This is a genomic window from Bacillus sp. PK3_68, from assembly GCF_003600835.1.
In the GTDB taxonomy this organism is placed as follows: domain Bacteria; phylum Bacillota; class Bacilli; order Bacillales; family Domibacillaceae; genus Pseudobacillus.
Map to the genome: position 1 here is coordinate 2,793,792 of NZ_NQYC01000001.1, position 14,331 is coordinate 2,808,122.

9 protein-coding genes and 1 pseudogene are annotated in these 14,331 nt (G+C 43.2%); all 10 read left to right on the top strand.

All coding sequences use genetic code 11. From position 1 onward, the window contains the following. The first annotated feature begins 57 nt into the window (after nt 1–57). Nucleotides 58–660 (top strand): class I SAM-dependent methyltransferase, encoded by a 603-nt coding sequence (locus CJ483_RS14185; RefSeq protein WP_120035853.1) that lies wholly within the window; start codon nt 58–60, stop codon nt 658–660. 248 nt (nt 661–908) lie between these two features. Then, the gene (rpoB, locus tag CJ483_RS14190; protein WP_120035854.1) at nt 909–4,463 is read left to right on the top strand and encodes a DNA-directed RNA polymerase subunit beta; all 3,555 of its coding nucleotides are present in this window, start codon (nt 909–911) and stop codon (nt 4,461–4,463) included. A 107-nt stretch (nt 4,464–4,570) separates the two neighbouring features. After that, nucleotides 4,571–8,164 (top strand): DNA-directed RNA polymerase subunit beta', encoded by a 3,594-nt coding sequence (rpoC, locus tag CJ483_RS14195; protein ID WP_120035855.1) that lies wholly within the window; start codon nt 4,571–4,573, stop codon nt 8,162–8,164. A 174-nt stretch (nt 8,165–8,338) separates the two neighbouring features. Next, nucleotides 8,339–8,589 (top strand): annotated as a pseudogene (locus CJ483_RS14200) (50S ribosomal protein L7ae-like protein). A 94-nt stretch (nt 8,590–8,683) separates the two neighbouring features. Next, the gene (gene rpsL / locus CJ483_RS14205) at nt 8,684–9,106 is read left to right on the top strand and encodes a 30S ribosomal protein S12 (RefSeq protein ID WP_120035856.1); all 423 of its coding nucleotides are present in this window, start codon (nt 8,684–8,686) and stop codon (nt 9,104–9,106) included. A gap of 46 nt (nt 9,107–9,152) precedes the next feature. Then, nucleotides 9,153–9,623 (top strand): 30S ribosomal protein S7, encoded by a 471-nt coding sequence (gene rpsG, locus CJ483_RS14210; protein ID WP_120035857.1) that lies wholly within the window; start codon nt 9,153–9,155, stop codon nt 9,621–9,623. Between the two features lie 46 nt (nt 9,624–9,669). After that, entirely contained in the window at nt 9,670–11,748 is a 2,079-nt protein-coding gene (fusA, locus tag CJ483_RS14215; RefSeq protein WP_120035858.1) for an elongation factor G, read from the top strand. Between the two features lie 129 nt (nt 11,749–11,877). Then, the gene (gene tuf / locus CJ483_RS14220) at nt 11,878–13,065 is read left to right on the top strand and encodes an elongation factor Tu (protein WP_120035859.1); all 1,188 of its coding nucleotides are present in this window, start codon (nt 11,878–11,880) and stop codon (nt 13,063–13,065) included. A gap of 293 nt (nt 13,066–13,358) precedes the next feature. Further along, the gene (gene rpsJ, locus CJ483_RS14225; RefSeq protein ID WP_019394071.1) at nt 13,359–13,667 is read left to right on the top strand and encodes a 30S ribosomal protein S10; all 309 of its coding nucleotides are present in this window, start codon (nt 13,359–13,361) and stop codon (nt 13,665–13,667) included. 37 nt (nt 13,668–13,704) lie between these two features. After that, a complete protein-coding gene (rplC, locus tag CJ483_RS14230) occupies nt 13,705–14,331 on the top strand; it encodes a 50S ribosomal protein L3 (RefSeq protein WP_120035860.1) in 627 nt (208 codons plus the stop codon).

A 14,331-nucleotide genomic window follows, 5' to 3' on the forward strand; every position in this document is an offset into this window, starting at 1 on the left:
CGGGGCTGAATAAGGCGCTTCCGCTTTTTTATAAATTGTCAGAGTGGAGGGGGAAATATGACTAACCATTATTTTTCGCAGACGCCCGGTAGTGAGAGTGACCCGAAGTTTTGGGAGTATCTTTTGAAAGGGCGGAAATTTCGCTTTAAAACCGATGCGGGTGTTTTTTCTAAGAAAGAGGTGGATTTTGGCTCTCGCCTTTTAATTGAAACCTTTGAGCCCCCGGAAGTGGAAGGGCCATTTCTTGATGCTGGCTGTGGATATGGACCAATCGGTCTTTCTGTTGCTTCTGCTTTCCCGGAGAGAATGATTCATATGGTTGATGTGAATTTGCGCGCTCTTTCGCTAGCAAAAGACAATGCAGTCCTTAATCAGATTGAAAATGTTAACATTTATGAAAGTGACCGTCTGACAGGGGTGGTTGAGCAAGGATTTGCTGCTGTATTGACCAATCCGCCTATTCGAGCAGGAAAGAAAGTGGTATTTGATTTTTTTCGACAAAGTTACGAAAAGTTAGTTAAGGGCGGAGTGTTGTGGGTTGTTATTCAAAAGAAACAAGGAGCTCCTTCTGCTTTGAAAGAAATAGAGTCACTTTTTGGGCGTGCGGAAGTGATTGATCGTTCAAAAGGGTATTATATTATCAAGGCGGAAAAATGTTGACTCGCATATAGCTCTATGTTATTATTATAAAATGCCAGAATAATAATTGTGACCATTTTTGCTATAAATCCATTTAGGCTGTATAATTAATGGTTGAAATGGCTACGATGCTAAAATAATAGTTCATCACGCGTAAAATGAGGTTTTCTTTGAAAAAACCTTTTTCTTTTTGTCTTACGGCAAGGCTGAATGCCTGGCTATAAGAAGTATATAGGCAACTAAAACGCTTGATTTGAGGGGTGAATCAGTTGGTAGGTCAACTAGTTCAGTACGGACGACACCGCCAGCGCAGAAGCTATGCGCGCATTAGTGAAGTTTTAGAATTACCAAATCTCATTGAAATTCAAACATCCTCCTATCAGTGGTTTCTTGATGAGGGCTTGAGAGAAATGTTTCAGGATATTTCTCCTATTGAAGATTTTACTGGTAATCTTGCATTGGAATTTATTGATTACAGTCTCGGAGAACCGAAATATCCGGTGGATGAGTCTAAGGAGCGCGATGTAACTTACTCTGCTCCGCTTCGAGTTAAAGTCCGTCTTTTAAATAAAGAGACTGGTGAAGTGAAGGATCAGGAAGTATTCATGGGCGACTTCCCGCTTATGACTGAAACAGGAACATTTATTATCAATGGAGCAGAGCGCGTTATCGTATCCCAGCTTGTTCGTTCTCCGAGTGTGTACTACAGCGGAAAAATGGACAAAAACGGAAAGCGTGGTTTCACTGCTACTGTTATTCCGAACCGTGGAGCCTGGTTGGAGTATGAAACAGATGCAAAAGACATTGTATATGTTCGTATCGACCGTACACGTAAATTACCAGTTACCGTATTATTGCGTGCTCTCGGGTTTGGCTCTGATCAAGAAATCATTGATCTTATCGGTGACAACGAATATATCCGTAATACGCTCGAAAAGGACAATACGGAGAGCACGGAAAAAGCACTCATTGAAATTTATGAGCGTTTGCGCCCGGGTGAGCCTCCGACAGTTGAAAATGCTAAGAGCTTGCTGATTTCCCGTTTCTTTGATCCAAAACGTTATGATCTTGCTAGTGTTGGACGCTATAAGATGAACAAAAAGCTCCATACAAAGAACCGTTTGTTTGGGCAGCGTCTTGCCGAAACGTTGGCAGATCCGGAAACAGGTGAAATTATTGCGGAAAAAGGCACACTTCTTGACCGCCGTGCACTTGATAAAATTATACCGAACCTGGAAAATGGTGTAGGCTTTAAAACTTATCGTCAATCCGGCGGGGTAGTAGAAGAGGATATCGTTGTTCAATCCATTAAAATTTATGCCCCAAATAGTGAAGATGAAAGGATCATTAATATCATTGGGAATGGCTTCCCAGAGGTAAATGTGAAACACATTACACCAGCTGATATTATTGCATCCATTGGTTATTTCTTTAACTTATTGTACGGAGTTGGAGACACAGATGATATTGATCATCTAGGTAACCGTCGCCTTCGCTCTGTCGGCGAATTGCTTCAAAATCAATTCCGAATTGGATTATCTCGTATGGAACGTGTTGTTCGCGAACGAATGTCCATTCAAGATACAAATACAATTACACCACAACAATTAATTAATATCCGGCCGGTTATTGCTTCAATCAAAGAGTTCTTTGGAAGCTCCCAGCTTTCACAGTTCATGGATCAAACCAACCCGCTGGCTGAATTAACGCATAAGCGTCGTTTATCAGCGCTTGGACCTGGTGGATTAACAAGGGAACGTGCAGGATTTGAAGTGCGTGACGTTCACTATTCCCACTACGGCCGTATGTGTCCGATTGAAACACCTGAGGGACCGAATATCGGATTGATCAACTCGCTCTCTACTTACGCAAAGGTTAATCGTTTCGGCTTTATTGAAACTCCTTACCGGAAAGTAGATCCGGATACAGGAAGAGTAACAGATCGTATTGACTATTTAACAGCTGACGAAGAAGATAACTATGTAGTGGCTCAAGCGAATGTTCGTCTCAACGAAGACGGTTCGTTCGCCGATGAAGAAGTAGTTGCTCGCTTCCGAAGCGAAAACACAGTTGTAAAGCGTGAGCGCGTGGACTACATGGACGTATCTCCAAAACAGGTAGTGTCTGCTGCAACAGCTTGTATTCCTTTCTTAGAAAACGATGACTCCAACCGTGCGTTAATGGGAGCGAACATGCAACGTCAAGCCGTGCCTTTAATGCAGCCGGAAGCGCCAATTGTTGGTACTGGAATGGAATATGTTTCAGGAAAAGACTCTGGAGCCGCAGTTATCTGTAAGCGAGAAGGAATTGTGGAGCATGTAGAAGCGAGAGAAATCTGGGTGCGTCGCATTGAAGAGATAGATGGAAAAGAAGTAAAAGGTGACCTTGATAAATATCGCCTGCTTAAATTTATTCGCTCTAACCAAGGTACATGCTATAACCAGCGTCCGATCGTTAGTGTCGGCGACCGTGTGACAAAGGGTGAAATCCTTGCTGACGGCCCTTCCATGGAAAAAGGGGAGCTTGCTTTAGGACGAAATGTAATGGTTGGCTTCATGACATGGGATGGTTATAACTATGAGGATGCCATCATCATGAGCGAACGTCTCGTAAAAGATGATGTGTACACTTCCATCCACATTGAAGAATACGAGTCAGAGTCACGCGATACAAAACTCGGACCAGAAGAAATCACTCGTGATATTCCAAACGTTGGGGAAGATGCGCTTCGCAACCTTGACGAACGTGGAATCATTCGCATCGGGGCTGAAGTGAAAGATGGGGATCTTCTCGTCGGAAAAGTAACGCCAAAAGGCGTCACTGAATTGACTGCGGAAGAACGACTTCTACATGCGATCTTTGGAGAAAAAGCGCGTGAAGTGCGGGATACATCTTTACGGGTGCCACATGGCGGCGGCGGAATCGTCCTTGATGTGAAAGTGTTTAACCGCGAGGACGGCGATGAATTGCCACCAGGTGTGAATCAGCTCGTCCGCGTATATATCGTTCAGAAACGTAAAATCTCTGAAGGGGATAAAATGGCCGGACGCCACGGAAACAAAGGGGTTATCTCCCGGATCTTACCGGAAGAAGACATGCCTTTCCTTCCTGACGGCACACCGATCGATATTATGTTAAACCCACTAGGGGTACCTTCACGGATGAACATCGGACAGGTAATGGAGCTTCACTTAGGTATGGCAGCTCGTTACTTAGGGTTGCATGTAGCTACTCCGGTATTCGATGGAGCAACGGAAGACGATGTATGGGAAACAATTGAAGAAGCTGGCATGTCCAGGGATGCAAAAACGGTCCTTTATGACGGCCGTAGCGGAGAGCCATTCGATAACCGTGTATCTGTTGGTATCATGTACATGATCAAGCTTGCTCACATGGTTGACGATAAACTTCATGCCCGCTCAACAGGGCCTTACTCTCTTGTTACCCAGCAGCCGCTCGGAGGTAAAGCTCAGTTCGGTGGTCAGCGTTTTGGAGAGATGGAAGTATGGGCACTTGAAGCTTATGGTGCGGCTTATACACTTCAAGAAATTCTTACTGTCAAATCCGATGATATTGTTGGTCGTGTGAAAACATATGAGGCAATTGTCAAAGGTGAAAATGTTCCGGAACCAGGAGTTCCAGAATCATTTAAAGTTTTGATTAAAGAACTTCAAAGTTTGGGAATGGACGTCAAGATTATGTCCGGAGACGACCAGGAAATTGAAATGCGTGATTTAGAAGATGAGGATGACGTTCAGCAGGCAGATACATTAAATATCGCTCCTGAAGAAAACTTATCTGAAAAAGTAAGTTCAACGGATTAATTAATTAACAGGCCGGGGAATTCCAGTAGCTTTCTCCGGCTATCTTTAATAAATAGCGGTTTAAGCATACTCGTTAGAACCTGTAGACTGAAAGGGAGGTAGGCCCCTTGCTAGATGTAAACAATTTTGAATACATGAAAATCGGTCTGGCATCACCAGACAAGATTAGATCATGGTCATACGGTGAAGTGAAGAAACCGGAAACGATTAACTATCGTACATTAAAGCCAGAAAAAGATGGATTGTTTTGTGAGCGTATTTTCGGACCTACAAAAGACTGGGAATGTCATTGTGGGAAATATAAGAGAGTACGCTATAAAGGCGTTGTCTGTGACCGCTGTGGCGTAGAAGTAACAAAAGCAAAAGTTCGTCGCGAGCGCATGGGTCATATTGAATTGGCGGCTCCTGTTTCACATATTTGGTATTTCAAAGGTATTCCAAGCCGTATGGGGCTAGTGCTTGATATGTCCCCGCGTGCACTTGAGGAAGTTATTTACTTTGCTTCTTATGTTGTAACCGAAGCTGGTGATACTGCGCTTGAGAAAAAGCAATTACTTTCCGAAAAAGAATACCGTGCTTATCGTGAAAAGTACGGAAATAAATTTCAGGCATCTATGGGTGCAGAAGCGATTAAAAAGCTGCTCCAAGACATTGATCTTGAAAAAGAAGTGGATTTCCTAAAAGAAGAATTAAAGAGTGCACAAGGCCAACGCCGGACAAGAGCGATCAAACGTCTTGAAGTTATCGAAGCGTTCCGCCACTCTGGCAACAACCCGAGCTGGATGATTTTGGATGTTCTTCCTGTCATTCCGCCGGAGCTTCGCCCGATGGTACAGCTTGATGGTGGTCGTTTTGCCACTTCTGATTTAAATGATTTATATCGCCGAGTGATTAACCGGAACAACCGCTTGAAGCGTTTGCTTGATCTCGGAGCTCCAAGCATTATTGTTCAAAATGAAAAGCGGATGCTGCAAGAAGCGGTAGATGCATTAATTGATAATGGTCGCCGCGGCCGTCCTGTTACAGGGCCAGGTAACCGCCCGTTAAAGTCCCTTTCTCATATGCTGAAAGGAAAGCAAGGGCGTTTCCGTCAAAACCTGTTAGGAAAACGTGTTGACTATTCAGGCCGTTCGGTTATTGTCGTTGGACCGAATCTGAAAATGTATCAATGTGGCCTTCCAAAAGAAATGGCACTTGAATTGTTTAAGCCATTTGTTATGAAGGAACTGGTTGAAAAAGGCCTAGCTCATAACATTAAAAGTGCGAAACGTAAAATTGAACGCGTGCAGCCGGAAGTATGGGATGTGCTAGAAGAAGTAATCAAGGAGCACCCTGTTCTTTTAAACCGGGCACCGACGCTTCACCGTCTTGGTATTCAAGCATTTGAACCTACATTAGTAGAGGGACGCGCAATCCGTCTTCACCCGCTCGTTTGTACAGCATACAACGCGGACTTTGATGGAGACCAAATGGCCGTGCACGTGCCGTTGTCAGCAGAAGCTCAGGCAGAAGCCCGGATGTTAATGCTGGCTGCTCAAAATATCTTGAATCCAAAAGACGGAAAGCCAGTTGTTACTCCGTCTCAGGACATGGTATTAGGAAACTACTACCTCACTCTTGAGCGTGAAGATGCTATCGGCGAAGGAATGATTTTTAAAGATGTAGATGAAGCATTAATTGCCTATCAAAATGGTTATGTTCATCTTCATACGAGAGTAGCTGTCGCTGCCTCTGCTTTAAACAATCAAACATTTACTGAAGAGCAAAATAAAAAGCTGTTAATTACAACAGTCGGAAAGATGATTTTCAATGAAATTCTTCCGGATACATTCCCTTACATTAACGAGCCAACAAATACAAACCTGGTAGAGAAAACACCAGAGAAGTACTTTGTTGAGCCGACAGAAAATGTAAAAGAGTATATTGAAAAGCAAGAGCTTATTGCTCCATTCAAGAAAAAAATCCTTGGAAATATCATTGCGGAAGTATTTAAACGTTTTAAAATTACAGAAACGTCCAAAATGCTTGACCGCATGAAGGACTTAGGATTTAAGCACTCTACGAAGGCTGGTATCACGGTAGGTGTCGCAGATATCGTAGTATTAGGCGAAAAAGAACAAATCTTGAAAGAAGCACAGTCAAAAGTTGATAATGTTATGAAGCAATTCAGACGTGGTTTAATCACGGAAGAAGAACGCTATGATCGCGTTATTTCTATCTGGAGTGCAGCTAAAGACACGATTCAAGGTAAATTGATGGCTTCCCTAGATAAGCGCAACCCAATCTTCATGATGAGTGACTCAGGGGCCCGTGGTAACGCGTCTAACTTTACTCAGCTTGCAGGGATGCGCGGTCTGATGGCGAACCCGGCTGGTCGGATTATCGAACTTCCGATCAAGTCAAGTTTCCGTGAAGGCTTAACCGTATTGGAATACTTTATTTCTACACACGGAGCGCGTAAAGGTCTAGCGGATACGGCTCTTAAAACGGCTGACTCTGGTTACTTGACTCGTCGTCTTGTAGATGTGGCTCAAGATGTAATTGTCCGTGAAGATGATTGTGGAACCGACCGCGGTCTTCTGATTCGTTCGATTAAAGAAGGAACAGAAATCATTGAACCGCTGGAAGAGCGTCTTGTTGGCCGTTATGCTAGAAAGACAATTGCTCATCCTGAAACCGGGGAAATCATTGCAAGAGAAAATGACCTGATAGATGAGGACATGGCAAGTGTCATTATTAACGCAGGCATTGAAGAGGTATGGATTCGCTCCGCCTTTACTTGTAACACCCGTCATGGCGTATGTAAAAAATGTTACGGACGCAACCTTGCAACTGGACAACAAGTGGAGGTCGGCGAAGCAGTTGGTATCATCGCTGCCCAATCAATTGGTGAACCAGGTACACAGTTGACGATGCGTACATTCCATACAGGCGGGGTAGCCGGAGACGATATTACTCAAGGTTTGCCTCGTATTCAGGAGTTGTTCGAAGCGCGTAATCCAAAAGGTCAGGCAGTTATTTCTGAAATTGACGGTGTTGTGACCGCAATTAATGAAGGCCGTGATCGCCAGCAGGAAATCGTTCTTCAAAGCGATGTAGAAAGCCGCACATATACGGCTCCATACACAGCTCGCTTGAAAGTAGCTGTTAACGATCAAGTAAAACGAGGCCAAGAACTGACAGAGGGTTCTATCGATCCGAAAGAATACTTGAAAATTACCGATGTTTCTTCCGTTCAGGAGTACTTGTTGCGCGAAGTGCAAAAAGTATACCGGATGCAAGGGGTAGAAATCGGTGACAAGCATATTGAAGTAATGGTACGACAGATGCTTCGTAAAGTGCGTGTTCTTGATGCTGGAGAAACAGATGTTCTGCCAGGCAGCCTGCTTGAAATTCATCAATTTAGAGATGCCAATGAGCAAGCGTTGCTTGAGGGCAAAATGCCAGCAACGGGAAGACCAGTTCTTCTTGGTATTACGAAAGCATCCCTTGAGACAGATTCGTTCCTATCTGCGGCATCCTTCCAAGAAACAACTCGCGTGTTGACAGATGCAGCGATTAAAGGAAAACGCGATGAACTTTTAGGTTTGAAAGAGAACGTTATTATCGGAAAACTTGTTCCAGCTGGAACGGGTATGCAGCGATATCGTAACTCTGAGCCAGTATTAGCAACATCTGAAGAATCTGTAACAGTAGAATAATAAATATGCGCTAAAAAGGTCTGTGAATACTTACCTTTTCAGCAAATTATATGTCCGGGGCCGGCTTTTCCGGCTCCGGCATAATAATTTATTTTCATAGTTGACATTTAAAAACATGAATGATAATATAATCAAGGTGCTCCTATGAACCTTGTTACTTTGGAGGATGTTTACATGTCTTATGATAAAGTAGCGAAGGCGCAAACCTTGGCGATAGGAACAAAACAAACAGTGAGAGCTCTTGAAAGAAATCAAGCACAGCAAGTAACGATCGCTGCTGATGCCAATCCCTTTTTATTAAAAAGGTAGAAGAACTGGCCAAACAAAAAGCAGTGCCGATTACTTATGTGGATTCTATGCTAAAACTAGGAAAAACATGTGGGATTGATGTCAAGGCAGCTGCTGTTGCTATTATTAATGAATAATGTTTTTGCATGAAAGTGCAAAGACTTTGTTTTTAATTTTAAATGGTCCACCTGGATGTGTGGGCTTAAGAAAAAAGGAAGGGAGGATTTTTATATGCCTACTATTAACCAGTTAGTGCGTAAACCTCGTAAATCAAAATCAACTAAATCCAAGTCACCAGCACTTAACAAAGGCTATAATAGCTTTAAAAAAGCGCAAACGGATATTAATTCACCACAAAAGCGTGGAGTGTGTACTCGTGTTGGTACAATGACACCGAAAAAGCCTAACTCGGCTTTACGTAAATATGCCCGTGTTCGTTTGAGCAATGGTATTGAAGTGAATGCTTATATTCCTGGTATTGGACATAACCTTCAAGAGCACAGCGTTGTGTTGATTCGTGGAGGAAGAGTAAAAGACTTACCAGGGGTTCGTTATCACATCGTTCGTGGTGCGCTTGATACTGCCGGCGTAGAAACTCGTCGTCAAGGCCGTTCTAAGTACGGAATGAAGCGTCCAAAAGAAGCTAAAAAATAAAAACATTAATTTATAATGTAGGAATTACATGAAAGGAGGAACTTACATGCCACGTAAAGGTCCTGTAGCGAAGAGAGATGTACTTCCAGATCCGATGTACAACTCCAAATTAGTTACTCGTCTCATCAATAAAATGATGGTTGACGGTAAAAGAGGTAAATCACAAGCCATTCTTTATGCAGCATTTGATCTTATCCGCGAACGTACGGGGAAAGATCCAATGGAAGTATTTGATCAAGCCATTAAAAACATCATGCCAGTATTAGAGGTTAGAGCACGCCGTGTAGGTGGTGCTAACTACCAAGTGCCAGTTGAGGTTCGCCCTGAACGCCGTACGACTCTTGGTCTTCGCTGGTTAGTTAACTATTCTCGTCTTCGTGGTGAGAAAACAATGGAAGAACGCCTTGCGGCTGAAATCCTTGATGCAGCTAACAACACTGGTGCTTCAGTTAAGAAGCGTGAAGATACTCATAAAATGGCGGAAGCAAACAAAGCATTTGCTCATTACCGCTGGTAAGATTCTTTTTAAAACTATCTTAATTTAAGGAAGGAGAAAGACATACATGGCAAGAGAGTTCTCCTTAGAAAACACTCGAAATATCGGTATCATGGCGCATATTGATGCCGGTAAAACGACAACTACCGAGCGTATTCTCTACTATACAGGCCGTATCCATAAAATTGGTGAGACTCACGAAGGTGCGTCTCAAATGGACTGGATGGAACAAGAACAAGAGCGCGGTATCACAATCACTTCTGCTGCGACAACTGCTCAGTGGAAGGGCAATCGTGTAAACATCATCGACACACCAGGACACGTAGACTTCACTGTTGAAGTTGAGCGTTCCCTTCGTGTTCTTGATGGTGCAGTAACTGTACTTGATGCCCAATCCGGAGTTGAGCCGCAAACAGAAACTGTTTGGCGCCAAGCAACTACGTATGGCGTTCCGCGTATCGTGTTTGTTAACAAAATGGATAAGATTGGAGCAGACTTCCTTTATTCTGTTCGCACAATCCATGACCGTTTAATGGCAAATGCACATCCGATTCAACTTCCAATCGGTGCTGAAGATGAATTCCGTGGCATCATTGACTTAGTCGAAATGAAAGCTACTTTCTACGGCAACGACCTTGGAACTGAAATCGAAGAAGGGGAAATCCCTGAAGATATGCAGGCCCAAGCAGAAGAATACCGTGAAAAACTTATCGAAGCAATTGCTGAATTCGATGAAGAAATCATGGAAAAATATCTTGGCGGTGAGGAAGTAACAATTCCTGAAATTAAAGCCGCTATCCGTAAAGGTACAATCAACGTTGAGTTCTTCCCTGTACTTTGCGGAACTGCTTTCAAAAACAAAGGTGTTCAATTAATGTTGGATGCAGTTGTTGACTATCTTCCTGCTCCTACAGACGTACCAAGCATTAAAGGGACTCTGCCAGATAGCGATGAAGAAGTAACTCGTCCATCATCAGACGATGCACCATTCTCTGCACTTGCATTTAAAGTTATGACTGACCCTTATGTAGGTAAGTTAACGTTCTTCCGTGTGTATTCTGGTATTTTACAATCCGGTTCATACGTACAGAACTCTACTAAAGGCAAACGTGAGCGTGTAGGTCGTATTCTACAAATGCATGCGAACTCCCGTGAAGAAATCTCTGAAGTGCATGCAGGCGATATCGCTGCTGCAGTTGGTCTGAAAGATACGACTACAGGGGACACTCTTTGTGACGAGAAAAACCTCGTTATTTTAGAGTCTATGGAATTCCCAGAGCCGGTTATCTCTTTATCAGTTGAGCCGAAATCAAAAGGCGACCAAGATAAAATGACAACTGCTCTGCAAAAACTTCAAGAAGAAGATCCAACTTTCCGTGCAGAAACAAATCCTGAAACAGGACAAGTTGTTATCTCCGGTATGGGTGAGCTTCACTTGGATATCATTGTAGACCGTATGCGTCGTGAATTTAAAGTAGAAGCAAACGTGGGTGCTCCACAAGTAGCTTACCGTGAAACTTTCCGTGCTTCTGCGCAAGTAGAAGGAAAGTTTGCCCGCCAATCTGGTGGACGCGGACAATACGGTCACGTATGGATCGAGTTTACACCTAACGAAGAAGGTGCTGGCTTCGAATTCGAAAACGGCATCGTCGGTGGGGTTGTTCCTCGTGAATACATCCCAGCTGTTCAAGCTGGTCTTGAAGATGCATTGCAAAACGGTGTTATTGCCGGCTATCCATTAATCGACATTAAAGCAAGACTGTTTGACGGTTCTTACCATGATGTTGACTCCAGTGAGATGGCGTTTAAAATTGCAGCATCTATGGCATTGAAAAATGCAGCTTCTAAATGTAATCCGGTTCTTCTCGAGCCAATGATGAAAGTAGAAGTTGTTATTCCTGATGAATACCTTGGAGATATTATGGGTGACATCACTTCCCGTCGTGGACGTGTGGAGGGTATGGAAGCTCGCGGTAACGCGCAAGTAGTAAAAGCATTCGTTCCACTTTCTGAAATGTTTGGTTATGCTACTTCGCTACGTTCCAATACACAAGGTCGCGGAACTTATTCTATGCACTTTGACCATTATGAAGAGGTGCCAAAATCAGTTTCCGAAGAAATCATCAAGAAAAATAAAGGTCAATAATTGATTTATACTTCTTAATGAAGTATAAATACAGTGTAAGCTTTGGTATCTTTGAAGACGGAATCACTTCCGCCTTCAAAGTCCCTATATAAATTAATTAATTTTGATAATTCAAAGGAGGATTTCCTAATGGCTAAGGAAAAATTCGACCGTTCCAAAACACATGCGAATATCGGTACAATTGGTCACGTTGACCATGGTAAAACAACTTTAACAGCAGCAATCACAACTGTTCTTGCTAAAAAAGGCGGAAGTGAAGCACGTGGTTACGACCAAATCGACAACGCTCCAGAAGAGCGCGAGCGCGGTATCACAATCAACACTTCTCACGTTGAATATGAAACTGACAAACGCCACTATGCACACGTTGACTGCCCAGGACATGCTGACTACGTTAAAAACATGATCACTGGTGCTGCGCAAATGGACGGCGGTATCCTAGTAGTATCTGCTGCTGACGGTCCAATGCCACAAACTCGTGAGCACATCCTTCTTTCTCGTCAAGTAGGTGTTCCTTACCTTGTAGTATTCTTAAACAAATGCGACATGGTAGACGACGAAGAACTTCTTGAGCTTGTAGAAATGGAAGTGCGTGACCTTCTTTCTGAGTACGAATTCCCTGGCGATGATGTACCAGTAATCAAAGGTTCTGCTCTTAAAGCTCTTGAAGGCGAAGCTGAGTGGGAAGACAAAATCATCGAGCTTATGGATGCTGTTGATGAGTACATCCCAACTCCAGAGCGTGACACTGAAAAACCATTCATGATGCCTGTTGAGGACGTATTCTCAATCACTGGCCGTGGTACAGTTGCAACTGGTCGTGTTGAGCGTGGACAAGTTAAAGTTGGTGACGTAGTTGAAATCATCGGTTTAACTGAAGAGCCAAAATCTACTACTGTAACTGGTGTAGAAATGTTCCGTAAGCTTCTTGACTATGCTGAAGCTGGTGACAACATCGGTGCCCTTCTTCGTGGTGTAGCACGTGAAGAAATCCAACGTGGACAAGTACTTGCTAAGCCAGGTTCAATCACTCCACACACTAACTTCAAAGCTGAAGTTTATGTATTATCTAAAGAAGAAGGTGGACGTCATACTCCATTCTTCTCAAACTACCGTCCACAGTTCTACTTCCGTACAACGGATGTAACTGGTATCGTTCAACTTCCTGAAGGCGTAGAAATGGTTATGCCTGGGGACAACGTTGAAATGACAGTTGAACTTATTTCTCCGATCGCGATCGAAGAAGGTACTAAGTTCTCTATCCGTGAAGGCGGCCGCACAGTAGGCGCTGGCGTTGTAGCATCTATCCAAAAATAATAACGATTGACAAGCAGGCGGTTTCCGCCTGCTTTTTTATTTTTCAACTCTCTATTTCTTCTATTGATATGAAGCGATAGTATGTGTATAATAGTAAAAGTGTGCTAGGAAAGAAATATAGCAAATACTGTTGCATACATCGAAAACTTCGTGTATAATTAACAACGTTGGTTTTCGACAGCGATGATGCAGAAGGTTGCTGACACACCCGGCCGCTTTGCCATGGCGAGTGTCGTCAGGATATTTCTGCGGAGAATGTCTATTAGCAAATAGGCGGAAAAGGAGGGAAAATAATGGCAAAAGAAAAAATTCGTATTCGTTTAAAAGCATATGATCACAGAATTTTAGACCAATCAGCAGAAAAGATCGTTGAAACAGCAAAACGTTCTGGTGCTAACGTATCGGGTCCAATCCCGTTGCCAACAGAAAAATCTGTTTACACAATCTTACGTGCGGTTCATAAGTACAAAGATTCTCGTGAGCAATTCGAGATGCGTACACATAAACGTTTAATCGATATTGTGAATCCAACACCACAAACTGTTGATTCATTAATGCGTTTAGACTTGCCATCAGGCGTTGACATTGAAATTAAACTTTAATTACTATAAAAAATTATTAATTCAGGAGGTGTGACTCATGACCAAAGGAATCTTAGGAAGAAAAATCGGTATGACTCAAGTATTTGCTGAAAACGGTGAACTCATTCCAGTTACTGTGGTTGAAGCAACACCAAACGTTGTACTGCAAAAGAAAACGATCGAAAGCGACGGCTATGAAGCTATTCAGTTAGGCTTTGATGAAAAGCGTGAAAAGCTTGCAAACAAGCCAGCTAAAGGCCACGTTGCAAAAGCTAACACTGCACCTAAGCGCTTCATTCGTGAGTTCCGTAACTTCGGTGAAGAAGTAGAAGTTGGTCAAGAGGTTAAAGTCGATATTTTCGCTGAAGGAGATATCATCGACGTAACAGGAGTATCAAAAGGTAAAGGGTTCCAAGGTGCGATCAAACGCCACGGACAAAGCCGCGGACCTATGTCCCACGGTTCACGTTACCACCGTCGCCCAGGTTCTATGGGGCCAGTTGCTCCTAACCGTGTATTCAAAAATAAATTACTTCCAGGCCGTATGGGTGGCGAACAGATCACTATCCAAAACCTGCAAGTAGTGAAAGTTGATGCAGAGCGCAACGTAATCTTAATCAAAGGAAATGTTCCTGGACCTAAGAAATCTTTAGTGAAAATCCAACGTGCGTTGAAAGTGAAATAA

Excerpts from the sequence above, each read along its gene's own strand:
- CJ483_RS14185 (WP_120035853.1), top strand. The coding sequence starts at position 58 with ATGACTAACCATTATTTTTCGCAGACGCCCGGTAGTGAGAGTGACCCG.
- rpsL (WP_120035856.1), top strand. The coding sequence starts at position 8,684 with ATGCCTACTATTAACCAGTTAGTGCGTAAACCTCGTAAATCAAAATCA.
- rpsG (WP_120035857.1), top strand. The coding sequence starts at position 9,153 with ATGCCACGTAAAGGTCCTGTAGCGAAGAGAGATGTACTTCCAGATCCG.
- fusA (WP_120035858.1), top strand. The coding sequence starts at position 9,670 with ATGGCAAGAGAGTTCTCCTTAGAAAACACTCGAAATATCGGTATCATG.
- tuf (WP_120035859.1), top strand. The coding sequence starts at position 11,878 with ATGGCTAAGGAAAAATTCGACCGTTCCAAAACACATGCGAATATCGGT.
- rpsJ (WP_019394071.1), top strand. The coding sequence starts at position 13,359 with ATGGCAAAAGAAAAAATTCGTATTCGTTTAAAAGCATATGATCACAGA.
- rplC (WP_120035860.1), top strand. The coding sequence starts at position 13,705 with ATGACCAAAGGAATCTTAGGAAGAAAAATCGGTATGACTCAAGTATTT.